The following is a 23281-nucleotide window of genomic DNA, read 5'->3' as shown; positions in this document are numbered from 1 at the left end:
ATACAAAAGGGCGGGATGCCGCTCAGGTGAGATTCCCCGAACCATTTACGAGCGCGTACGTCTGTGTCGCAATCTCCAGTTCCTCGTCGGTCGGCACCACGGCCACGGCCACCCGCGACCCCTCGGGCGAGATCAGCCGCGGCTCGTCACCGCGTACGGCGTTCAGCTCGCCGTCCACCGCCAGCCCGAGTCCCTCCAGACCGGCCACGGCAGCCTCCCGCACCGGACTCGCGTTCTCCCCGACTCCCGCTGTGAAGGCGACCGCGTCCACCCGTCCCAGCACCGCGTAATAGGCGCCGATGTACTTCTTCAGGCGGTGAATGTAGATGTCGAAGGCGAGTTGCGCCTCTTTGTCGCCCTCGTCGATCCGGCGGCGGATCTCCCGCATGTCGTTGTCACCGCACAGACCGATCAGCCCGCTCTTCTTGTTGAGCAGAGTGTCGATCTCGTCGGCGGACATTCCCCCAACTCGCATCAAATGGAAGATGACGGCCGGGTCCATGTCTCCGGACCGGGTACCCATCACCAGCCCCTCCAAGGGCGTCAGCCCCATGGACGTCTCCACGCACCGCCCGCCCCGCACCGCCGACGCGGAGGCGCCGTTGCCCAGGTGCAGCACGATCACGTTCACCTCCCGGGGCGACCGCCCCAGCAGCTTCGCGGTCTCCCGCGACACGTAGGCGTGCGAGGTGCCGTGGAAGCCGTAGCGGCGGATGCGGTGCTCGTCGGCCGTGCGGACGTCGATCGCGTAGCGCGCCGCCGCCTCCGGCATCGTCGTGTGGAACGCGGTGTCGAAGACCGCGATCTGCGGCAGGTCCGGCCGCAGCGCCCGCGCGGTGCGGATGCCGGTCAGGTTCGCCGGGTTGTGCAGCGGGGCGACCGGGATCAGCCGCTCGATCTCGGCGAGCACGGCGTCGTCGATCACGGTCGGCTCGGTGAACTGCTGCCCGCCGTGCACCACCCGGTGCCCGATCGCGGCCAGTTCCGGGGAGTCGAGCCCGAGACCGTCCTCGGACAGCTCCTCGGCCACCGCCTTCAGCGCGGCCTCGTGGTCGGCGATCGGGCCGGTCCGCTCCCGCGAACTCCCGCCCGCCGGGGTGTGCTTGAGGCGGGAGGTCTCCTCGCCGATCCGCTCGACGAGGCCCATCGCGAGCCGGCTGCCGTCGCTCATGTCGAGCAGCTGGTACTTCACCGACGAGGAGCCGGAGTTCAGGACGAGGACACGGGACGGGCTCACTGCTGGGACGCCTTCTCGATCGGGGACTGGGCCTGGATCGCCGTGATGGCGACGGTGTTGACGATGTCCTGCACCAGCGCGCCACGCGAGAGGTCGTTGACGGGCTTGCGCAGACCCTGGAGCACCGGTCCGACGGCGATCGCGCCGGCCGAACGCTGCACGGCCTTGTAGGTGTTGTTGCCGGTGTTGAGGTCGGGGAAGATCAGCACCGACGCCTGCCCCGCCACCTCGGACTCCGGCAGCTTGGTCGCGGCCACCGTCGGCTCCACGGCGGCGTCGTACTGGATCGGGCCCTCGATCCGCAGATCGGGCCTGCGCCCCCGCACCAGCCCGGTCGCCTCGCGCACCTTGTCGACGTCGGCGCCCGAACCGGACGTGCCGGTGGAGTACGACAGCATCGCGATCCGCGGCTCCACCCCGAACTGGGCGGCGGTGGCGGCGGACTGGATGGCGATGTCCGCGAGCTGCTCGGCGTTCGGATCGGGGTTGACCGCGCAGTCGCCGTAGACCAGGACCCGGTCGGCGAGGCACATGAAGAAGACCGACGAGACGATGCCGGCGTCCGGCCTGGTCTTGATGATCTCGAAGGCCGGGCGGATGGTGGCGGCGGTGGAGTGCACCGAACCCGAGACCATGCCGTCGGCGAGGCCCTCCTGGACCATCAGCGTGCCGAAGTAGTTCACGTCCGAGACCACGTCGTAGGCCAGCTCCACCGTCACGCCCTTGTGGGCGCGCAGGGCGGCGTACTTCGCGGCGAAGTCGTCCCGCAGCTCGCTGGCGGCCGGGTCGATCAGCTGCGAGCCGCCCAGGTCGATACCGAGGTCGGCGGCCTTCTTGCGGATCTGGTCCACCGGGCCCAGCAGCGTCAGCTCGCACACCCCGCGCCGCAGCAGCACCTCCGCCGCGTGCAGCACCCGCGGCTCGGTGCCCTCGGGCAGCACCACCCGGCGCAGCTCGGAGCGGGCCTGCTCCAGCAGCTTGTGCTCGAACATCATCGGCGTGACCCGGTCGCTGCTCGGCGCGCTCACCCGCTTCAGCAGATCGCCGGTGTCGGCGTACCGCTCGAACAGGCCGAGCGCGGTCTCCGCCTTGCGCGGGGTCGCCGCGTTGAGCTTCCCCTCCAGCGAGAAGAGCTGCTCCGCGGTCGGGAAGCTGTTGCCGGAGACCGAGAGCACCGGGGTGCCGGGGGCCAGGCGGCCGGCCAGGGTGAGGACCTCGTCGCTCGGCACCTCGCCCAGGGTCAGCAGCACACCGGCGATCGGCGGGGTGCCCGCGCTGTGCGCCGCGAGCGAGCCGACGACCAGGTCGGCGCGGTCGCCGGGGGTGACGACGAGGCACCCCGGGGTCAGCGCGTGCAGGAAGTTGGGCAGCATCGCGCCGCCGAAGACGAAGTCCAGCGCGTCCCGGGCGAGCCCCGAGTCGTCGCCGAGGACCACCTTCGCGCCGAGCGCGTGGGCGATCTGCGAGACCGTCGGCGCGGACAGGGCGGGCTCGTCGGGCAGCACGTAGCAGGGGACGGGCAGCCGGTTGACCAGCCGCTCGGCGATCTCGTCGCGGTCGTCCCGGGCGACCCGGTTGGTCACCATGGCGAGGACGTCGCAGCCCAGGCCGTCGTAGGCGCGGAAGGCGTTGCGGGTCTCGGCGAGCACCGACTCCGCGGTCTGCTTGCGGCCGCCGACCACGGGGATGACGGAGGCCCCGAACTCGTTGGCGAGCCGGGCGTTGAGGGACAGCTCCTCGGGGAACTGGGTGTCGGCGTAGTCGGTGCCGAGGACGAGGACGACGTCGTAGTCCCGGGCGACCAGGTGGAAGCGGTCCAGCAGGGTGGAGACCAGTTCGTCGGTGCCCCGCTCGGCCTGGAGCGCGGACGCCTCGTGGTAGTCCAGGCCGTACACCGTGGCCGGGTCCTGCGTCAGCCGGTAGCGGGCGCGCAGCAGATCGAAGAGCCGGTCGGGACCGTCGTGGACGAGGGGACGGAAGACGCCGACCCGGTCGATCTGGCGGGTCAGCAGTTCCATGACCCCCAGCTCCACGACCTGCCGGCCGTCCCCCCGGTCGATCCCCGTCACGTACACGCTGCGGGTCACGCGTGCTCTCCCCTCCGTCGACGTCATAAAAATCGCCCACCGAGGTGAGCAGAACCCTCTTGACAGTACCTCTGCCGGTATATAAGGCGCCCGTCAGAAGAGAAGCCCGGAGGGGGCGTACGGGGGCGTACCGGGCGGAAGCGACATCGCCCTCGGCGGCATGAAACACTGAGAACGGCTCACCGGTCTCAACAGCGAGCAGGAGACACAGCACGATGCGTATCGGAGTTCTCACCGCAGGCGGCGACTGCCCCGGCCTGAACGCAGTGATCCGGTCGGTCGTGCACCGTGCCGTCACACAGTACGGCGACGAGGTCATCGGCTTCGAGGACGGTTACGCGGGCCTGCTCGACGGCCACTACCGCAGCCTCGACCTGGACGCGGTCAGCGGCATCCTGGCCCGCGGGGGCACGATCCTCGGCTCCTCGCGCCTGGAGCGCGACCGGCTCCGCGAGGCCTGCGAGAACGCCCCCGACATCGCCCGCGACTTCGGCATCGACGCGCTGATCCCGATCGGCGGCGAGGGCACCCTGACCGCCGCCCGCATGCTGTCGGACGCCGGTCTGCCGGTGGTCGGCGTGCCGAAGACGATCGACAACGACATCTCCTCCACCGACCGCACCTTCGGCTTCGACACGGCCGTCGGCGTCGCGACGGAGGCGATGGACCGCCTCAAGACCACCGCCGAGTCCCACCAGCGGGTGATGGTCGTCGAGGTCATGGGCCGGCACGCCGGCTGGATCGCCCTGGAGTCCGGCATGGCCGCCGGCGCCCACGGCATCTGCCTGCCCGAGCGCCCCTTCGACCCGGCCGACCTGGTCAAGATGGTCGAGGAGCGCTTCAGCCGCGGCAAGCGGTTCGCCGTCATCTGCGTCGCCGAGGGCGCGCACCCGGCCGAGGGCAGCATGGACTACGGCAAGGGCGAGATCGACCAGTTCGGCCACGAGCGCTTCCAGGGCATCGGTACGGCGCTGGCGTTCGAGCTGGAGCGGCGGCTCGGCAAGGAGGCCAAGCCGGTCATCCTCGGCCACGTCCAGCGCGGCGGCGTCCCCACCGCGTACGACAGGGTCCTGGCCACCCGGTTCGGCTGGCACGCCGTGGAGGCCGCGCACCGCGGCGAGTTCGGCCGGATGACGGCGCTGCGCGGCACCGACGTGGTCATGGTGCCGCTCGCCGAGGCCGTGACCGAGCTGAAGACGGTCCCCAAGGACCGGATGGACGAGGCGGAGTCGGTCTTCTAGACCGAGGGGCCGGGGCGGCCCGGCTACCTGGGGCGACGCGGGTGCCGGGGCGGCTCGGGCTGCCGCGGCCGCGGTGGGCACCGGTGTGCTGCCGCGGCACGAGCCGGGGCGGCGGCGAGGGTGGCGGCCGGCCCTGACTGCCGGGTTGGTATGGGTGCCGGGCCCCGGCAAGCGCTGTCGGGGGCAGGTGCTTGGCGGGCGCACAGGTTCGTCCCGGGAACGCTTCAGGTACGGCCGGGACCCTGGTCTCCATGCACCCACACGGACACACGCATGCGCACGGTCACCGGCCCCGCACCCCCGGGACCGAGCGCACCCGGCGCTGGTTCATGAACAGGTCGCTGCTCGTCGGCGGCGCCGCCGCGGTGGCGACGATGACGGGCTGTTCGAGCGGCTCCTCCTCCTCTTCGGAGGCCGGCTCCTCGGCGGCGGGCGGCGGGATGCCCTCGGGCGGCCCGGACGGTGGCGGCGGGGGCATGGGTCCCGGCGCCACCCAGGTCAAGTACGCCGACGTCAAGGGCGTCACCACCGACGGCGAGGTCGTCGAGGACCTGTTCTCGATCCACTCCACCGGCGTCTCCACCGACGCCCTGGTCAAGGCGGCCCAGGCGTTCCTCGACGGGCTCTCCGCCAAGGAGCGCCGCTCCTGCGTCTTCGACGTCGACGACGACGAGTGGACGGCCTGGAGCAACGTCGACGGCTACGAACGCGAGGGCGTCCGCATGGGCGACCTGACCGACAAGCGGCGCGCACTCGGTTTCGCGCTGCTCGGCGAGGCCCTGTCCGCCGACGGTCTGAAGCAGACCCGCGGGATCATGAAGCTCAACGCGTTCCTCGGCGAGTCCCGCGGCGGCGGCCAGGAGACCCTCACCGAGGGCCACTACTACTTCACCTTCATGGGCACCCCCTCGACCACCGAGCCCTGGGGCTTCCAGTACGAGGGCCACCACGTCGTCATCAACTACTTCGTCCTCGGCGACCAGGTCGTCATGACCCCCACCTTCATGGGATCGGAACCCACCTCGGAGACCTACCGGGGCGAGAAGATCACCCTGTTCCGCCCGGAGACCGAGTCCGGTCTGGCCATGGTCCGTTCACTGGACGACTCGCAGCGGGCGAAGGCGGTCTCCTCGCAGGCCAACGGCAACGAGGACATGAAGTCCGGAGCGGGCCAGGACAACCTCGAACTCGCCTACGAGGGCCTGGCCGGCTCCGAACTCACCACCGCCCAGCGGCAGAAGCTCCTCGACCTCGTCGGCGTCTACGTCGGCTACATCAGCGAGGGGCACGCCGAGGTGAAGATGACCGAGGTCGAGAAGCACCTGGACGACACGTACTTCTTCTGGATGGGCGAGACCGAGGACGACTCCGCCTTCTACTACCGCGTGCACAGCCCGGTCGTCCTGATCGAGTACGACGCGCAGGCCCCGCTGTTCTACAGCGAGGACTCCTCGTCCGGCGCGAGCGCGAGCCCCGGCGCGGGCGGCGGGGAGCCGTCCCAGCAGCACATCCACACCATGATCCGCACGCCCAACGGCGGTGACTACGGGGTGGATCTGCTCAAGCTCCACCTGGCCGCCGACCACTGAGGACGCCGGGCCGGCCCGCGGTCAGCGGGTGCCCGCCCCCATCGTCGCCCAGAACCGGTCCACGATCCGGTCGAGGAACTCCCGGCCGGACGCGCTGGAACCGCCGCTGTCGGCACTGCCCCAGCTCAGCGTGGCGACCATCTGCCCCTGGTAGTCGCGGTGCAGCTCCTGGAGGACGTCCTCCAGGAGCCGGCGGTCCAGCGGCAGCAGCCGCCCGATCGGCCGGACGTACGCCTGCCAGCGCGTGGTCACCGCCCCGCGCAGCAGGTCGGCGAGTTCGGCGTCCCGGCCGGTGACGGTGGCGAAGTCGGCCGTCGAGAGCCCGAGCAGCTCGGCGAGGGCGGAGGCCTGGCGTTCGGTGCCGCGCCACTCGTCGCTCTCCTCCATCCGCAGATACGCCCGGAGTTCGTGGCCCACGGCACGGGCGACGTCCTCGGGGGCGAGCCCGCGGGCCATGCGGTGCTCGCGCAGGGACCTTGGACGGCCCAGCAGTTCACCCGGCGAGCACCACAACACACCGGCCAGTGCGGTGAGTTCGGGACTGGAGGGAGAGGCGACACCCCGTTCCCAGGCGGTCACGAGGTCGGGGGTGACGTACGGCAGCCCGTACGAGACGCGCATTCCGTACGCGACGTGTTCGGGGCCCATGTCCAGGGCGGCGCGGAGCCGGCGGGCGGCGGGGGCGTTGAAGGGGGGATGGGACGGACCGGGCTGGTTCGGCTGAGCTGGGGGTCGGCGCACGGGGCTCAAGCTAGGGGCGCGCGAGAGTGGTGACTACGGTCTGTTCGGCCAGGATCACGGATTGTAGGAATGTACGGTCGGGGTGCCTCGGAGGGGTCGTCGAAGGGTTGCGAGGGTGGCCGGCGGGGGCGCGTACGTTCGACACCGGGGGTCGCCGCGACCCCCGGAACGGCAAGCTCGGCGGGCATATTCGCAGCCCGCTCCGGGTCTCCGGCCCGCCATGCGGCCTCGAACGGGCGTACGTACGAGTTCGCCCAGGTGAGCGGTTGTCGAAGACCGGTGCGACGCCCGACGCCACGGAACCCGCGGCGCAAACCGTTCGGTACCGAGTGCGAGTGCGGTGAGGACCACGACAGGGGGACGAGTCTCCGGCGCCCCTCTAAGGTACTGCCAGGTCCACCGGGGGAAGGGGTCGTGCCATGGCCGAACAGGATGTCACCGTGGGGCAGTTGCTGCTCACCGAGTACCAGACGATCAAGGACGAGCAGAAGGCCCGCATCGGCTTCCGGGACAACCTTCTCTACGTGACCCTCGCGGTCGTCGCCGCGGTCGTCGCCGCGGCCGCACAGGCCGAACAGCCGTCGATGCTGCTGGCGCTGCCGCCGGTCACCGTCGTGCTCGGCTGGACCTATCTGGTCAACGACGACAAGATCTCGGCGATCGGCAGATACGTCCGGGAGGACCTGGGGCCGAGGCTGGCCGAACTCGCCCGGCCCGGAGGGGAGTTCCGGGCGTTCGCCTGGGAGACCGGCCACCGCGGCGACGCCCGGCGGCGCTCCCGCAAGACCATCCAGCTGGTCGTGGACCTCACCGCGTTCTGCGCCGTACCGCTGGCCGCGCTGGTCGTGTTCTGGGCGGACGGCGGTGGTGGCCTCCTGATCGGGCTGTCGGTACTGGAGGCCCTGGCCGTGGCCGGACTCGCCGCACAGATCACCGTCTACGCGAGGCCGTTCGTCTAGGGCCCTAGACCCCCTGGACCCCCGACACCCACCGGTACTGCAACTCCGGCCGCCCCACCGTCCCGTACTGCGGGCTGCGGCCGGCCCGGCCCGCGTCCACCAGGTGCTCCAGGTAACGGCGGGCCGTGATGCGGGAGATGCCCACCGCCTCCGCGACGCCCGTCGCCGTCAGCCCCTCCCCGCAGTCCCGCAGCACCACCGACACCCGCTCCAGGGTCGGCGCGCTCAGCCCCTTCGGCAGCGCCGCCGGCCCCGGCGCGCGCAGGGCGGCCAGGGCCCGGTCCACCTCGTCCTGGCCGCTCGCCTCGCCCGCCGCCGCGTGGAACTCGGCGTACCGCACGAGCCGGTCGCGCAGCGTCGCGAAGGTGAACGGCTTCAGCACGTACTGCACCACGCCCAGCGACACCCCCTCCCGCACCACCGCCAGATCGCGTGCCGACGTCACCGCTATCACGTCCACATGGCGTCCCGACGCCCGCAGGGAACGCGCCAGTTGGAGCCCGTGGACATCGGGGAGGTGCAGGTCCAGCAGGAGCAGGTCCACCTCCGTGCGCTCCAGCGCGCGGCGCGCCTGGGCACCCGTGTGCGCCTTGCCGACCGCCGTGAAACCGGGGACCCGGTTGACGTACATGACGTGTGCGTCGGCGGCGACCGGATCGTCCTCCACGATCAGGACCCGGATCGGCTCTTCGGTGCTCATACCCCTCCTCCAGCGACCGCGCCCCCGGAGCCCACGCCCTCACCGGCCCGTACGGCCCCCAGGGGCAGCCGCACCTCGAACTCGGCGCCGCCCCCGTCCGCGCCCGAGACCGTCAGCGCGCCCTCGTGCCGGGCCGACGCCTGCCGCACCAGCGCCAGCCCCAGGCCCCGCCCGCCGGGCCCCGCCGGCTTGGTGGAGAAGCCCCGCTCGAACACCGCCTCGGCGAGCGCCGGATCCACCCCGGCACCGGAGTCCGACACCCTCAGCACCAGGTCCGACTCCTCGGTGTAGGCCGTCACCGTGACCCGCGCCCGCACGCTGCCCTGCGCCGCGTCCACCGCGTTGTCGATGAGGTTGCCCAGGATGGTCACCAGGTCCCGGGCGGGCAGCGACGGCGGCAGCAGACCGTCGTCGAGGCGGCTGTCCTGCGACACCACCAGCTCCACGCCCCGCTCGTTCGCCTGCGCCGTCTTGCCCAGCAGCAGGGCGGCGAGCACCGGCTCGCTCACCGCCGCCACCACCTGGTCGGTCAGCGCCTGCGCCAGCTCCAGCTCGGCCGTCGCGAACTCCACGGCCTCCTCGGCGCGGCCCAGCTCGATCAGCGACACGACCGTGTGCAGCCGGTTCGCCGCCTCGTGCGCCTGCGAGCGCAGCGCCTGTGTGAAGCCCCGCTCCGAGTCCAGCTCGCCCATCAGCGACTGGAGCTCGGTCACGTCGCGCAGCGTGACGACCGTGCCCCGGCGCTCCCCGCCCGAGACCGGCGAGGTGTTCACCACCAGCACCCGGTCCGCCGTCAGATGCACCTCGTCCACCCTCGGCTCCGAGGCCAGCAACGCCCCGGTGAGTGACGGCGGCAGCCCCAGCCCGGCGACGGAGGTCCCCACCGCCCGCTCCGAGACGCCCAGCAGCTCCCGCCCGCCGTCGTTGATCAACGCCACCCGGAACTGCCCGTCGAGCATCAGCAGCCCCTCGCGCACCGCGTGCAGCGCCGCCTGGTGGTAGTCGTGCATCCGGCTCAGCTCGGCCGCGTTCATACCGTGGGTGTGCCGGCGCAGCCGGGCGTTGATGACGTACGTGCCGACCGCGCCGACGGCCAGCGCCCCGCCCGCCACCCCGATCAGCGCCGTCAGCTGCTCCTGCACCCGCTTGCTGATCGCCTCGACCTTGATGCCCGCGCTGACCAGGCCGACGATCCGCCCGCCGTCCCAGATCGGGGTCACCGCGCGGACCGACGGGCCGAGGGTGCCGGTGTAGGTCTCGGTGAACGACTCGCCCCGCAGCGCGCCCTCGATGTGGCCGATGAAGCGCTGCCCTATCTCGTGCGGATCGGGGTGGGTCCAGCGGATGCCCTCCGGGTCCATGATCGTGACGAAGTCGACCCCGGTGTCCCGCTGGACGTGCAGCGCGTACGGCTGGAGCGAGGAGGTGGGCCGGTCGGTGCGGATCGCCTCCCGCACCGACGGCGAGTCGGCGATCGAGCGGGCCACGGCCAGCGCCTGCCGGCCCGCCGCGTCCTCGGCCTGGCTGCGGTCGCTGACGTAGCTGAACAGCGCGTACCCGGCGACCAGCACCGCGATCAGCACGGCCTGCATGGCGAAGAGCTGGCCGGCCAGGCTGCGGGGACGGGGGAGGCGCAAACGCATCCCGTCAGTGTGCACGCACGGCCGGGCGTGAACTAAATGAACGCAAGGGTGACCGCCCTCACAGGGCGGGAGATAGTCACGGCATTCCTCAAACCCCCGGACGTGAGCCGCACGCCGGTGATGCCGACGAAGACGTCAAGGAGGGCAGCCGTGGCCGCCAGCACCCCCGAAACGGCACCCGCAGCCAAAAAGGACCGCACGCACTACCTCTACATCGCGGTGATCGTCGCGGTCGCCCTCGGCATCGCCGTCGGTCTGGCCGCGCCGGACTTCGCGGTGGAGCTGAAGCCCATCGGCACCGGGTTCGTGAACCTGATCAAGATGATGATCTCGCCGATCATCTTCTGCACGATCGTGCTGGGCATCGGCTCGGTCCGCAAGGCCGCCAAGGTCGGCGCCGTGGGCGGTATCGCCCTGGTCTACTTCCTGGTCATGTCGCTGGTCGCGCTCGGGATCGGCCTGGTCGTCGGCAACATCCTGGAGCCGGGCACCGGCCTCGCGGTGACCGACGCGGTCAAGGAGGTCGGCCAGCAGCAGGTCGACGCCGAGGCCAAGGACACCACCGAGTTCCTGCTGGGCGTCATCCCGGCCACGATCGTGTCCGCCTTCACCTCCGGCGAGGTCCTGCAGACCCTGCTCGTCGCGCTGCTCGCCGGCTTCGCGCTCCAGGCCATGGGCTCGGCCGGGCAGCCGGTCCTGCGCGGCATCGAGCACATCCAGCGCCTGGTCTTCCGCATCCTCGCCATGGTGATGTGGGCCGCCCCGGTCGGCGCCTTCGGTGCCATCGCCGCCGTCACCGGCTCGGCCGGCCTCGACGCGCTCAAGAGCCTGGCCGTCCTGATGCTCGGCTTCTACGTCACCTGTGTGCTCTTCGTCGTCCTGGTCCTCGGCGCGCTGCTGCGGATCGTCGCGGGCCTGAACATCCTCACGCTCTTCAAGTACCTGGGCCGTGAGTTCCTGCTGATCCTGTCGACCTCGTCCTCCGAGTCCGCGCTGCCGCGGCTCATCGCGAAGATGGAGCACCTCGGCGTCAGCAAGCCGGTCGTCGGCATCACCGTCCCCACCGGCTACTCCTTCAACCTCGACGGCACCATGATCTACATGACCATGGCGTCCCTGTTCATCGCCGACGCGATGGGCACGCCGATGTCGATCGGCGAGCAGATCCCGCTGCTGCTGTTCCTGCTGGTCGCCTCGAAGGGCGCGGCCGGTGTGACCGGCGCCGGTCTGGCGACGCTGGCCGGCGGGCTCCAGTCGCACAAGCCGGCCCTGGTGGACGGCATCGGCCTCATCGTCGGCATCGACCGGTTCATGAGCGAGGCGCGCGCCCTGACCAACTTCGCGGGCAACGCGGTGGCCACGGTGCTGATCGGCACCTGGACCAAGGAGATCGACCGCGAGCGGGTCGACCAGGTGCTCGCCGGTCACCTCCCCTTCGACGAGAAGACGCTGCTCGACCACGGGGACGACGAGCCGGCCGAGGTTCCCGAGCAGGGCGGCGAGAAGAAGGAGCTGGCCAAGGCGTAGGCCCCGGCCCCCGCGGAACCCCGAGCGGTCGGGCACTCCCCCTGTCGGCCCGACCGCTCGGACCCACTTCCGAGGCCCCTCCTGCTCACGCCCAGGGATCGGTGATCTCGCGGAGCAGGGTGAGGGCCTCGCGCAGTTGCCCCATCCGCCGGGCGCCCAGATGCCGCGCCCACTCCCGCTCCACCTCGGCGACCACCGCGTCGGCGACCTCCTTGGCCGCCCACGCCTTCGCCGCCCCGCACACCAGCCGGGCCCGCCCGTCGGTGGGGTCCGGCTTCCGTGTGACGTAGCCGGACTTCTCCAGCTGGTCGACGAGGAACCCCGCCGTCTGCTTGGTGACCTGGGCCTGCTCCGCCAGCTCGGTCAGCCGGGTGCCGTCCGGTCCCACCCGTTGCAGGACCCGGGCCTGGGCGGGCGTGAAGTCGTCGAAACCGGCCTCGGCGAGGGCGGCGAAGACCCGGTCCTCCAGGGCGCGGTAGGGGAGGAACAGCAGTACCCCGGTGTTGGGCTCGCTCTCCATGACCACCCTCTCCGTCACTTGACACTGGTCAGAGTAGCTGACTAATTTAGTCAGAGAGCCTTACCACTTGAGTGGATGGTGATTGCCTTGGACGCCGTACTGGACGCCGACGAGCGCTGGCGGATCGTCGACGAGCAACGGGTGGAACTGGCCGACCTCCTCCAGTCCCTGACACCGGGAGAGTGGGAGACGCGGACGGCCTGCGGCGACTGGCGGGTGCGTGATGTGGCGGCCCATCTGACGCTGGCGCCCCGCTTCACCCTCAAGGACTTCGCGCGGGACATGGTCCGGGCGATGGGCGGCATGAACCGGCTGATCCACGACACCGCGGTACGTGAGGCGCGCCGGCCCACGGCGCAGATCGCGGCGAACCTCCGGGGCCTCGTGGGCAACCGCCGGCTGGCGCCCATGACCACGCCCCGCGAACCGCTGATCGACATCCTGGTCCACGGCCAGGACATCGCCCGCTGTCTCGGCCTGCGGCGCGAGATGCCTCCGGCGGCGGCCCGGGACGCGGCCGACCGGGTGCTGACCACGAACTTCCCGCTGCGCCTCTGGCCCCGGCCGCGGGCACGGCTCGTCGCCACGGACATCGAGTGGTCGTGGGGCGAGGGCGAGGAGGTCCGCGCCCCCATCGCGGACCTGCTGATGCGGCTGACGGAGCGCGACCCCTGGCCCACGGCGGCGACGGGCCGGGGGTGACGTGTTCCCGTGCCGGCGGTCCGCCCGCTCCCGCCGACCGGCTCCCGTGCCGGCGGTCCGCACCCCTGGCCCACGGCGGCGGCGGGCCGGGGGTGACGTGTTCCCGTGCCGGCGGTCCGCCCGCTCCCGTCGACCGGCTCCCGTGCCGGCGGTCCGCCCGCTCCCGCCGACCGGCTCCCGTGCCGGCGGTCCGGACCCCTCGCCCACGGCGGCGGCGGGCCGGGGGTGACGCGCTCCCGCGCCGGCGGTCCGCCCGCTCCCGCCGACCGGCTCCCGCGCCGGCCGTCCACCCGCTCCCGCCGACCGGTCGGCGCACCGATGGGCTGATAGCGTCTAGCGAACCCTTGACGGTGTAGCAGCAACGGTCGGGAGCCGCAGATGCCCGCGTCGGACGCGAAGACCCCCCGGGAGCGGTACCGCGCCCAGGTGCGGGACGAGGTCAAGGCCCTGGCCTGGGAACAGATCGCCGGTGCCGGGGCCTCCGCGCTCTCCCTGAACGCCATCGCCAAGCAGATGGGCATGAGCGGCCCCGCCCTCTACCGCTACTTCGCCAACCGCGACGAGCTGATCACCGAGCTCATAAAGGACGCCTACCGCAGCCTCGCCGACCGCTGCCAGGAGGCCGCCAAGGGCGGCGCCGACCTCGCCGGCCTCGCCCGGACCCTGCGCGAGTGGGCCCTGGACGACCCCCACCGGTACTTCCTCGTCTACGGCACCCCCGTCCCCGGCTACCGGGCGCCCTCCGACACCACCCTGATCGCCTCCGAGATCATGGCCGTGCTCCTCGACGCCTGCGCGACCGAGGACGCCCCCGAGGACCCCTTCGACACCCACATCGCCGAGCACCGCTTCTGGGCGGGCGACCACCCGGCACCGGCCGCCGCCCTCCACCGGGCCCTGCGCTACTGGACCCGGCTGCACGGGGTCCTCTCGCTCGAACTGGCCGGCCACTTCACCGGTATGGGCTTCGACCCGGCCGAGCTGTACGCGGCCGAGACCCGCTCCCTCACCGGTCCCTGAGACCTCGGACCCCGGGCCGAACCCGCCTCAGTCCTCTCCCAGCGTCTCGGCGACGGCCCTCGGCAGCCACTGCCGTGCGTCCCCGAAGGCGTAACCGAGGCGGGTGGCGCGGGAGTTGTCCATGCCGTAGGCGCGGGTGAAGGAGAGCGGGGAGGTCTCGCCCACCTCCACCTCGTGCAGGACGACCCGGCCGTCGGGCAGGTGCGCGGCGATCTCGGCGCAGAGGTCGCCGGTGGTCAGCGGGGTGTGGGAGGCCGCGTTGACCGGGCCGGTGAAGGCCGCGTCCACCGTCCAGGCCAGGAAGTCGGCGATCTCCTCGACATGGATGTAGGTGGCGGGCCGGTTCGCCGCCGGGACCGTGATCGGCGCGCGGTCGCGGATCCGGTCGGCGTAGTGGGCGAGCCGCCCGGTGAAGTCGTCGCCCCCGCCCAGCACATGGGCGACGCGCACGGCGGTCCAGGGGAGGTCCGGGGCGGCGGCCAGGACGGCCTCCGCCTGCCGCTTGCCCTCGCCGTAGTGGGAGTCGCGGAACTCCGGGTCGTGCCAGGGGAGTTCGAGATCCACGGGGACGGTGTGCGGGTCGACGGCCGACTCGGCGACCGGGGCGGGGGAGTCCTCGTACTCGTACACCTCGACCGTCGAGGTCATGACGTAGCGGCCGGTGCGGCCGGTGAAGACCCGGCGGGCCGTCTCGGCCTGGCGCGGGGTGTAGCAGACCTGGTCGACGACGACGTCGAAGGTGCGCGGGCCGAGCGCCCGGCGCAGCAAGTCCTCGTCGTCGCGGTCGGCGACCAGGTGCAGGGTGCCGGGCGGCGGCGCGGAGGAGCCGCGGTTGAGCACGGTGACCCGGTCGCCGGCCTCCAGCAGACGGCGGATCAACCGCTTTCCGATATAGCGGTTCCCGCCGATGACCAGTACCTCTCGGGGCTTTTCCATGGCCATAATTCTTCTTGCCCATAGGCGAGTTCTGAAGGGGGAACCATGGGACTCCAGGCCGCTGTGCCAAAAGAACCACGGCGTTCGCGCGGCACGGCTGAGGAAACCTTGGCGGGCTTCGACGCGGTGGACCGGCAGATCCTCCAGCTCCTCCAGACGGACGGCCGGATCAAGCTCAGCGAGCTGGGCCGCCGGGTGCGGCTGAGCCCGGCGGCGGTCACCGAGCGGGTGCGCCGGCTGGAGTCGGCGGGCGTCATCAGCGGCTACGGCGCCCGGGTCGTCCCGGCCCGGCTCGGCTACGGCATCCAGGCGTTCATCCGGGTCGACCCGCACGGCGGGTACAACCTCAGACACCCGAGGACCCTGGAACTGATCGGGCGCCCCGAGATCACCGAGGCGCACCACGTCGTCGGCGAGGACTGCTGGATCCTCAAGGCGGCCGTGCGGGACACGGTCCACCTGGAGGAGATCCTCGAAGCGGTCTCCGCGCTGGGGCGTACGACGACGTCGATCGTCCTCACCTCGCCGGTCGAGCACAAACCGCTGTTGCCTTGACGCCGGGGTGAAGGCTTACGTTCGTGGACATGCGAATCGGCGAGCTGGCCGAGCGGGCGGGGACGACGACCCGGACGCTGCGGTACTACGAGTCGCGCGGACTGCTGCCCGCGCGGCGCACCGGCAACGGCTACCGGACCTACGACGAGAGCGATCTGAGGCTGCTGCGGCAGATCAGGACGCTCCAGGACTTCGGGTTCGACCTGGAGGAGACCCGGCCGTTCGTGGAGTGCCTGCGCGCCGGGCACCCCGAGGGCGACACCTGCCCGGCCTCGCTCGCCGTGTACCGGCGCAAGCTGGACGAACTCGACGCGCTCATCGGTGATCTCCAGGCCGTACGGGCGCAGATCGGGGTGCGGCTCGCGGCGCTGGACGAGACGGAACCGCCGTTGTGCGAAATGGGAGGGCAGGAACGGTGATCAGAGCAGCGGGTGTGGCCGAGGTGACCGACGAGGACTTCGCGGCCGAGGTGATCGGAGCGGAGGTCCCCGTCCTGGTGGAGTTCACCGCCGACTGGTGTCCGCCGTGCCGGCAGATGGGGCCGGTGCTCACCGCCCTCGCCGGTGAGACGGCCGGCCGGCTGAAGGTGGTCCAGCTGGACGTGGACACCAACCCGGAGACGACGAACGCGTACCAGGTCCTGTCGATGCCGACCTTCATGGTCTTCCGAGGCGGGGAGCCGGTGCGGTCGATGGTCGGGGCCCGCCCCCGGCGGCGGCTGCTGGAGGAACTCGCCGACGTGCTGTGAACCGCACGGGACACAAGAAATCCCCCGGGCAATTGCGCCCGGGGGATTTCTTTGCGTATATTCAATGATTCGCGACTTCAGAAGAATTGAGTCGCAGAGAAGCTGAGTAAGCGCAGTATATCCGGGCGGGAGTGGAATTGTCAAACAGCGAATTTCCGGACGATGAAATGCGTGGCGAGCAGGAATTCATCGACGGACTGTACGCACGGGTGGACGCGCTGCGCGGCGACACCGAGGCCTCCGTCGCCGACGCGCTCGGCCAGGGCAACACGCCCATGCAGGCCCGCCTGGAGCGGGACATCCTGGTCGCCGAACGCTCCGGGCTGCTCGCCGCGCTGAACGCGGTCGACGGCTCGCTCTGCTTCGGCCGCATCGACCTCGCCTCGGGCACCGACCACCACATCGGCCGGATCGGGCTGCGCACCGAGGACGCCGACCGCACCCCGCTCCTCATCGACTGGCGCGCCGACGTGGCCCGCCCCTTCTACCTGGCCACCGGACACACCCCGATGGGCCTGCGCCGCCGCCGGCACATCAGCACCCACGACCGCACGGTGACCGCGCTGCACGACGAGATCCTCGACCTCGGCGACCGGGAGCGCACCGGCCACGAGGACCCGAGCGGTGACGCCGTGCTGCTCGCCGCGCTCAACTCCGCCCGCACCGGCCGGATGGGCGACATCGTGCAGACCATCCAGGCCGAACAGGACGAGATCATCCGCGCCCCGCACCGCGGCATCCTGGTGGTGGAGGGCGGACCCGGCACCGGCAAGACGGCCGTCGCCCTGCACCGGGCCGCCTATCTGCTCTACGAGCACCGCGAACTGCTGGCCAAGCGGGCGGTGTTGATCGTCGGCCCCAACCCCGCCTTCCTCGGCTACATCGGCGAGGTGCTGCCCTCCCTCGGCGAGACCGGGGTGCTGCTGGCGACCGTCGGCGAACTGTTCCCCGGGGTCCGGGCCACCGCCACGGACACCCCTGAAGCGGCCGCCGTGAAGGGCGGCGCGGCCATGGCGGAGGTGCTCGCCGCCGTCGTACGCGACCGGCAGGCCCTGCCCGACCCCGTGATCACGATCCAGCACGACCGCGAGATCCTCATGCTCGACGACGGTCTGGTGAGCGTCGCCCGCGAACGCGCCCGCGCCGCCGGGCTCCCGCACAACGTGGCCCGCGAGCACTTCGAGGGCCACATCCTCAACACCCTCACCGACATGGTCGCCGAGCGCATCGGCACCGACCCCTACGACGGTACGAACCTGCTCGACCCCAGCGACATCACCCAGATCCGCGACGAGCTGGCCGAGAACCCCGAAGTCTGGTCCGCGATCGACGAGTTGTGGCCGGTACTGACCCCGCGCCGGCTGGTCGCCGACTTCCTCGCCGACCCCGGCACCCACCTGGGCGAGCAGGACGCCGCCGCCGTGCGCCGCCCGGTGACCCGCGCCTGGACGGTCGCGGACGTGCCGCTGCTCGACGAGGCGGCCGAACTCCTCGGCGACGACGACCGGGTGGCCCGGCTGCGAGCCGAACGCGAGCGGGAGACGCAGATCGCCTACGCGCAGGGCGTGCTGGACGTGTCCTTCGCCTCGCGCACCTTCGAGTTCGAGGACAAGGAGGACGGCGACCCGGACAGCTCCGAGGTGCTCTCCGCGCACGACATCATCGACGCGGAGCGGTTCGCCGAGCGGCACGAGGAGGACGACCACCGCAGCGCCGCCGAGCGGGCGGCCGCCGACCGGACCTGGGCGTTCGGGCACATCATCGTCGACGAGGCGCAGGAGCTGTCGCCGATGGCCTGGCGGCTGCTGATGCGGCGCAGCCCGACCCGCTCGATGACCCTGGTCGGCGACCCGGCCCAGACGGCGGAGGCGGCGGGCGTCGGCTCCTGGCGGGAGATCCTCGAACCGTACGTCGAGGACCGCTGGGTCCACACCCGTCTGGGCGTCAACTACCGCACCCCGGCGGAGATCATGGAGCTGGCGGCGGCGGTCGTACGGGCGGAGGACCCGGACTTCGAGCCGCCGAGCTCGGTGCGCTCGACCGGGGTACGGCCCTGGGTGCGCGCCACCGACGACCTGCCCGGCGCCGTCGCCGAGGCGGTCGCGGAACTCACCCCGGCCGAGGGCCGCCTCGCGGTCATCGCCCCCCGAGAACTGCACCGCCGCCTGGCCGCCCGCCTGGACGGCGTGACGCCGACCGAGGACCCGGACCTCACCCGCTCGGTGGTCCTCCTGACCCCCCGCCAGGCGAAGGGCCTGGAGTTCGACTCGGTCCTGGTGGTGGAACCCGCCCACTACGGCACCAGCGACCTCTACGTGGCCCTGACCCGAGCAACCCAGAAACTGGGCGTACTGCACACACCTGGCTCTTTCACCCCACCCGCCGTCTGAGGCCAAGCCGGTCCCCCCTCCACCCCGTCCGGCGTACCCCCCAGCCTGTCCGGCGATTGAGGACAAGGCCCCTCAAGGGCCGATGGGGGTCCGGGGGCACAGCCCCCGGGGTCGGGACGGGAAGGGGCGGCGGGGGCGAAAACCTACACCGGCCGCAGCCACACCGTGGCCAGGGGCGGCAGGGTCAGCCGGACGGAAGCCGTCCGACCGTGCCACCCCTGAGCCTCCGGCTTGACCGGCTCGGGGTTGGTGACCCCACCACCCCCGAACCGCTCCTCGTCCGTGTTCAGCACCTCACCCCAAGCCGGAACATCCTCCGGCACCCCGAGCCGGTACTCGTACCGCACGACCGGCGCGAAGTTGGACACCGACAACAGCGGCACCCCCTCCGCGTCGTACCGCAGAAAGGCGAGCACGTTGTCCTCGGCGGCGTCCCCGACGACCCACCGGAACCCGCCCGGGTCGGTGTCCCGCTGCCACAGCGCCGGCGTGCCCCGGTACACCCGGTTCAACTCCCGCACCAGATCACGCACCCCCCGATGGTCCGGCTCGGCCCCGTACGCCGGGTCCAGCAGCCACCAGTCCGGCCCGTGCGCCTCCGACCACTCCGCGCCCTGGGCGAACTCCTGCCCCATGAAGAGCAGTTGCTTGCCCGGATGGGCCCACATGAAGCCCAGGTAGGCGCGGTGGTCGGCCCGCTGCTGCCACCAGTCGCCCGGCATCTTCGACACCAGCGACCGTTTGCCGTGGACGACCTCGTCGTGCGAGATCGGCAGCACGTAGTTCTCGCTGTAGGCGTACACCATCGAGAAGGTCATCTCGTCGTGGTGGTACCTGCGGTGCACCGGCTCATGGCTCAGATAGTTCAGCGAGTCGTGCATCCAGCCCATGTTCCACTTCAGCCCGAAGCCGAGCCCGCCGCCGTCGGTGGGCCGGGTCACGCCCTCCCACGCGGTCGACTCCTCCGCGACCGTGACCACACCGGGCACCCTCCGGTACACGGTGGCGTTCATCTCCTGGAGGAACCGCACCGCGTCCAGGTTCTCCCGGCCGCCGTGCTCGTTCGGGACCCACTGCCCCGGCTCGCGCGAGTAGTCGAGGTAGAGCATCGAGGCGACCGCGTCCACCCGCAGCCCGTCGATGTGGAACTCCTCGCACCAGTACACCGCGTTGGCGACGAGAAAGTTGCGGACCTCACGGCGTCCGAAGTCGAACTCCAGCGTGCCCCAGTCGGGATGCGCCGAGCGCAACGGGTCCTCGTGCTCGTACAGCGGCCGTCCGTCGAACTCCGCCAACGCCCAGTCGTCGCGCGGGAAGTGCGCCGGGACCCAGTCCATCAGCACCCCGATGCCGGCCCGGTGCAGGGCGTCGACCAGGAACTTGAAGTCGTCGGGCGTGCCCAGCCGGGCGGTCGGCGCGTAGAAGCCGGTCACCTGGTAGCCCCAGGAACCGCCGAAGGGATGCTCGGCGACCGGCATCAGCTCCACATGCGTGAACCCCAGGTCCTTGACGTACGCCGGGAGCTGCTCGGCCAGTTGACGGTACGTCAGCCCGGGCCGCCAGGAGGCCAGATGGACCTCGTAGACGGAGAAGGCGTCCTCGTGGAGAGGCGTCCGCCCGCGCCGTGCCAGCCACTCCTGGTCCCGCCACCGGTGGTGCGAGGTGTGCACGACCGAGGAGGTGGCCGGCGGGGCCTCGGTGCGGCGGGCCATCGGGTCGGCGCGCTGGGTGTGCGAGCCGTCCGGCCGGGTGATCTCGAACTTGTACAGCTCGCCCTCGCCGAGGCCCGGCACGAACAGCTCCCACACGCCGGTCGCGCCCAGGGACCGCAGCGGGAAGGCGGTGCCGTCCCAGTAGTTGAAGGAGCCGGCCAGCCGCACTCCGCGCGCGTTCGGCGCCCACACCGTGAACCGGGTGCCGGTGACGCCCTGGTGGGTCATCGGCTCGGCGCCCAGCGCCTTCCACAGCTCCTCGTGCCGGCCCTCGCCGATCAGATGCAGGTCCAGTTCGCCCAGCGCGGGCAGGAAGCGGTACGCGTCCTCGGTCTCCAGTTCGGTGTCGTCGTAGGCCACCAGGAGCCGGTACTCGGGGAGAGTGCCGAGCGGCAGCAGTCCGGAGAAGAAGCCCTCGCCGTCGTCGTGCAGCCCGGCCCGCACCTCCCCGGCGAGCACGGTCACGGCCCGGGCGTACGGCCGGAAGGCGCGGAAGGCGATACCGCCGGGCACGGGGTGCGCGCCCAGCACGGAGTGCGGATCGTGATGGGTGCCGGCCAGCAGCCGGGCCCGGTCCTCGGCGTCCACGGCGGGGGAGACGGCGGGTGAGGCGGCCGGGGAGACCGAGGGGGAGACGGGCTCCGGCGCGACGGCCTTCCCGGCCGGCACCGCCCTCTTCGCCCCGGCCTTCTTGACCCCTGCCTTCTGGGCCCCCGCGCTCTTGGCCGCCGCCTTCCTGACCGTCGCCGCCTTCTTCGCCGCCGCCTTCTTCGCGGCCTTCTTCTTCCCGGAAGCCGGTTTCGCGGACGGTGTCGCGGACTGCTTACCGGAAGACTTCCCGGACGGCTTCCGCTCGGCGCTCTTCTCCTCGGCCGTCTCCTCGGCCGACTGCTTCGGATCCGGACCGGTGGACGGGGGGCGGGGGGTCACGGGTGGGTCCTCCTGGACAGGGGTGACGAGGGTGAGGTCGGCGCAGAAGAGGCCGTGGTGCCGTCGTCCCCGGCGAGCCGGCGCACGGCGGACAGCGGGACCGGAAGCCAGTCGGGGCGGTGGCGGGCCTCGTAGACGACCTCGTAGACCGCCTTGTCCGTCTCGCACGCCCGCAGCAGCACCGGGTCGGTACGGGGATCGACGCCGGAGACCTCGGCGTAGCCGGAGCAGTAGGCGGCCCGGCAGGTCTCGGCCCAGCCCGGTACCGGCAGGTCCGCCGAGTGGGCCGCGTAGTCGAAGGAGCGCAGCATCCCGGCGACGTCCCGCAACGGGGGCTGCGGCAGACGCCGTTCGGCCAGCGGCCGCGCCGGTTCGCCCTCGAAGTCGATCAGCCGCCACGGACCGCCCGGCGAGCGCAGGCACTGGCCCAGATGGAGATCGCCGTGGACCCGCTGGGCGGTCCAGGTCCTGCCCTCCGCCGCCAGCTCGGCCAGCGCCTCGAAGGCCGAGCGCAGCCCGGGCACGTACGGCCGCAGCGCGGGCACCGCCTGCGCCGCGGCCTCCAGCCGCGCCAGCATGGCGTCGGTCATCAGCGTCAGCTGGGCCTGCCCGAGGGTGACCGTCGGCAGCGCGCGGGCCAGCGCGGTGTGCACCTCGGCGGTGGCCCGGCCCAGCGCCCTCGCCTCCGCGGCGAAGTCCTCGCCCTTGGCCAGCTCCCGCAGGGCCAGCTCCCAGCCGTCCGAGGCGCCCTGCACGAACGGCTGGAGCACACCGAGGACGTACGACTGGCCGGACCGTTCGGCCCGTATCCACGCCGTCGGCGCCGGCACCCGGGGGCAGCCCTCCCGGGCCAGCGCCAGCGGCAGCTCCAGGTCGGGGTTGACGCCCGGCAGGACCCGGCGCAGCAGCTTCAGGATGTACGTGTCGCCGTAGACGACCGAGGAGTTGGACTGTTCCGCGGTCAGCATGCGGGGCACCAGACCCGGGCGGATCTCGTGCTCCGGGTCCCGTTCGAAGAACAGCCCGCCGATGCGGGCCTGGGAGCGCAGCGCCTCCAGGAGCACCTCGGCGGGCCGGGGGTCGTACAGGGCCTCGTACACCGTCCGTCCGGCGAGCGGGCCCTGCTCCACATGTCCGATGAGCGCGGGCGCCAGCCGGGGCGGCAGCGCCTCGCGCACGCCTATGAGGAGCTGGTAGCAGTCACCGGGGTGCGGTTCGGCGCCGAGGGCGGGCGGCTGGTGGACGCGGACCAGCAGGTGGTACAGGCCCAGCCTGCCGTCGGCCGGGAGCAGTTCGGTCGCGGCGACCGGCGAGAACCCGGTGACCGGACGCCCCTTCCCGGCGAACCACCGCTGCCGGGGGAGCCACTCCCTGAGCAGGGGGTCCAGCGACGCCAGGAGGCCCGGAGTCGAGGCGAGGGTGCGGGTGACGGATTCCGACATGACGTCGTGTCCTTTCCCCGGGGTGGTCGGGGTGTTACTGATGGGTGCCCCGGGCGGGGCGGCGGAAACCGCCCCGCCCGGGCCTTCTAGGCGTTCTCCCTGCGCAGCCGGAACCAGTAGAAGCCGTGCCCCGCCAGGGTCAGCAGGTACGGCAGTTCACCGATTGCCGGGAAGCGCACCCCGCCGAACAGCTCCACCGGATGACGGCCGCCGAACGTGCTCAGGTCCAGCTCGGTCGGCTGCGCGAACCGGGAGAAGTTGTGCACGCACAGGACGAGGTCGTCCTCGTACTCCCGAAGGAACGCGATCACCGCCGGGTTGCTGGACTGGAGCTCGGTGTAACTGCCCAGTCCGAAGGCGGGGTTCTGCTTGCGGATCTCGATCATCCGCCGGGTCCAGTGCAGCAGGGACGACGGCGAGGACATGGACGCCTCGACGTTGGTGACCTGGTAGCCGTGGACCGGGTCCATGATCGTCGGCAGATAGAGCCGGCCCGGATCGCAGGACGAGAAGCCGGCGTTGCGGTCGGGTGTCCACTGCATGGGGGTGCGGACGGCGTCGCGGTCGCCGAGCCAGATGTTGTCGCCCATGCCGATCTCGTC

20 protein-coding genes are annotated in these 23281 nt (G+C 71.9%); 10 read left to right on the top strand and 10 right to left on the bottom strand.

The window, feature by feature from the left end; genetic code table 11:
- Positions 1–22 precede the first annotated feature (22 nt).
- Complete coding sequence (locus ABT296_RS04095) at positions 23–1237, bottom strand: acetate kinase (RefSeq protein ID WP_351922956.1); 1215 nt, start codon at positions 1235–1237, stop codon at positions 23–25.
- A complete protein-coding gene (gene pta / locus ABT296_RS04090; protein ID WP_351922954.1) occupies positions 1234–3324 on the bottom strand; it encodes a phosphate acetyltransferase in 2091 nt (696 codons plus the stop codon). The genes ABT296_RS04095 and pta overlap by 4 nt, the downstream gene beginning before the upstream one ends.
- A gap of 215 nt (positions 3325–3539) precedes the next feature.
- Here pta and ABT296_RS04085 point away from each other — a divergent pair, with 215 nt between their 5' ends.
- Both ABT296_RS04085 and ABT296_RS04080 read left to right on the top strand, forming a co-directional pair.
- Positions 3540–4565 (top strand): ATP-dependent 6-phosphofructokinase, encoded by a 1026-nt coding sequence (locus ABT296_RS04085; RefSeq protein ID WP_351922952.1) that lies wholly within the window; start codon positions 3540–3542, stop codon positions 4563–4565.
- Between the two features lie 251 nt (positions 4566–4816).
- Positions 4817–6154 (top strand): DUF3500 domain-containing protein, encoded by a 1338-nt coding sequence (locus ABT296_RS04080; RefSeq protein ID WP_351922950.1) that lies wholly within the window; start codon positions 4817–4819, stop codon positions 6152–6154.
- 21 nt (positions 6155–6175) lie between these two features.
- On the opposite strand, the gene ABT296_RS04075 is transcribed toward ABT296_RS04080, so the two are convergent.
- Entirely contained in the window at positions 6176–6895 is a 720-nt protein-coding gene (locus ABT296_RS04075) for a helix-turn-helix domain-containing protein (protein WP_351922948.1), read from the bottom strand.
- Between the two features lie 419 nt (positions 6896–7314).
- On the opposite strand from ABT296_RS04075, the gene ABT296_RS04070 reads away from it, so the two are divergent.
- Positions 7315–7854 (top strand): hypothetical protein, encoded by a 540-nt coding sequence (locus ABT296_RS04070; protein WP_351922946.1) that lies wholly within the window; start codon positions 7315–7317, stop codon positions 7852–7854.
- 4 nt (positions 7855–7858) lie between these two features.
- Here ABT296_RS04070 and ABT296_RS04065 read toward each other — a convergent pair whose 3' ends face one another.
- Entirely contained in the window at positions 7859–8554 is a 696-nt protein-coding gene (locus tag ABT296_RS04065) for a response regulator (protein ID WP_351922944.1), read from the bottom strand.
- Positions 8551–10197 (bottom strand): ATP-binding protein, encoded by a 1647-nt coding sequence (locus tag ABT296_RS04060; RefSeq protein WP_351922942.1) that lies wholly within the window; start codon positions 10195–10197, stop codon positions 8551–8553. Before ABT296_RS04060 ends, ABT296_RS04065 begins: the two co-directional genes overlap by 4 nt.
- 120 nt (positions 10198–10317) lie before the next feature.
- Here ABT296_RS04060 and ABT296_RS04055 point away from each other — a divergent pair, with 120 nt between their 5' ends.
- On the top strand, positions 10318–11724 hold the full coding sequence (locus ABT296_RS04055) for a cation:dicarboxylate symporter family transporter (protein ID WP_351923553.1): 1407 nt from the start codon (positions 10318–10320) through the stop codon (positions 11722–11724).
- A gap of 85 nt (positions 11725–11809) precedes the next feature.
- Here ABT296_RS04055 and ABT296_RS04050 read toward each other — a convergent pair whose 3' ends face one another.
- Complete coding sequence (locus ABT296_RS04050; protein ID WP_351922940.1) at positions 11810–12244, bottom strand: MarR family winged helix-turn-helix transcriptional regulator; 435 nt, start codon at positions 12242–12244, stop codon at positions 11810–11812.
- Positions 12245–12319: 75 nt separating this feature from the next.
- Between ABT296_RS04050 and ABT296_RS04045 the strand changes: the two genes are divergently transcribed.
- Positions 12320–12946: a maleylpyruvate isomerase family mycothiol-dependent enzyme gene (locus ABT296_RS04045; protein WP_351922938.1), complete on the top strand. Its 627-nt coding sequence runs from the start codon at positions 12320–12322 to the stop codon at positions 12944–12946.
- Between the two features lie 378 nt (positions 12947–13324).
- Positions 13325–13966, top strand: coding sequence for a TetR/AcrR family transcriptional regulator (locus tag ABT296_RS04040; RefSeq protein WP_351922936.1), 642 nt, complete (start codon positions 13325–13327; stop codon positions 13964–13966).
- 27 nt (positions 13967–13993) lie between these two features.
- On the opposite strand, the gene ABT296_RS04035 is transcribed toward ABT296_RS04040, so the two are convergent.
- Positions 13994–14902: an NAD-dependent epimerase/dehydratase family protein gene (locus ABT296_RS04035; protein WP_351922934.1), complete on the bottom strand. Its 909-nt coding sequence runs from the start codon at positions 14900–14902 to the stop codon at positions 13994–13996.
- Positions 14903–14947: 45 nt separating this feature from the next.
- On the opposite strand from ABT296_RS04035, the gene ABT296_RS04030 reads away from it, so the two are divergent.
- The 4 genes from ABT296_RS04030 to ABT296_RS04015 all read left to right on the top strand — a co-directional run bounded on the left by ABT296_RS04030 (position 14948) and on the right by ABT296_RS04015 (position 18595).
- Positions 14948–15457 carry an Lrp/AsnC family transcriptional regulator gene (locus ABT296_RS04030; RefSeq protein ID WP_351922931.1) on the top strand — a complete coding sequence of 170 codons (510 nt, stop codon included), beginning with the start codon at positions 14948–14950 and terminating at the stop codon, positions 15455–15457.
- Positions 15458–15486: 29 nt separating this feature from the next.
- Positions 15487–15876, top strand: coding sequence for a MerR family transcriptional regulator (locus ABT296_RS04025; protein ID WP_351922929.1), 390 nt, complete (start codon positions 15487–15489; stop codon positions 15874–15876).
- Positions 15873–16205: a thioredoxin family protein gene (locus ABT296_RS04020; RefSeq protein WP_351922927.1), complete on the top strand. Its 333-nt coding sequence runs from the start codon at positions 15873–15875 to the stop codon at positions 16203–16205. Before ABT296_RS04025 ends, ABT296_RS04020 begins: the two co-directional genes overlap by 4 nt.
- Before the next feature lie 167 nt (positions 16206–16372).
- On the top strand, positions 16373–18595 hold the full coding sequence (locus tag ABT296_RS04015; RefSeq protein ID WP_351922925.1) for a HelD family protein: 2223 nt from the start codon (positions 16373–16375) through the stop codon (positions 18593–18595).
- 143 nt (positions 18596–18738) lie between these two features.
- Here ABT296_RS04015 and glgB read toward each other — a convergent pair whose 3' ends face one another.
- The 3 genes from glgB to ABT296_RS04000 form a co-directional block, all read right to left on the bottom strand.
- Positions 18739–21237, bottom strand: coding sequence for a 1,4-alpha-glucan branching enzyme (gene glgB, locus ABT296_RS04010; protein WP_351922923.1), 2499 nt, complete (start codon positions 21235–21237; stop codon positions 18739–18741).
- Entirely contained in the window at positions 21234–22679 is a 1446-nt protein-coding gene (locus ABT296_RS04005) for a maltokinase N-terminal cap-like domain-containing protein (protein WP_351922921.1), read from the bottom strand. Before ABT296_RS04005 ends, glgB begins: the two co-directional genes overlap by 4 nt.
- A gap of 86 nt (positions 22680–22765) precedes the next feature.
- Positions 22766–23281: alpha-glucosidase C-terminal domain-containing protein (locus ABT296_RS04000; protein ID WP_351922919.1), on the bottom strand; the 516-nt coding region annotated here is incomplete at its 5' end.

It is taken from the genome of Streptomyces sp. NPDC000983 (assembly GCF_040299205.1).
GTDB lineage: Bacteria > Actinomycetota > Actinomycetes > Streptomycetales > Streptomycetaceae > Streptomyces.
Note: the sequence above shows the minus strand (reverse complement) of the source record. Positions and strands in the feature narration are given on the sequence as shown.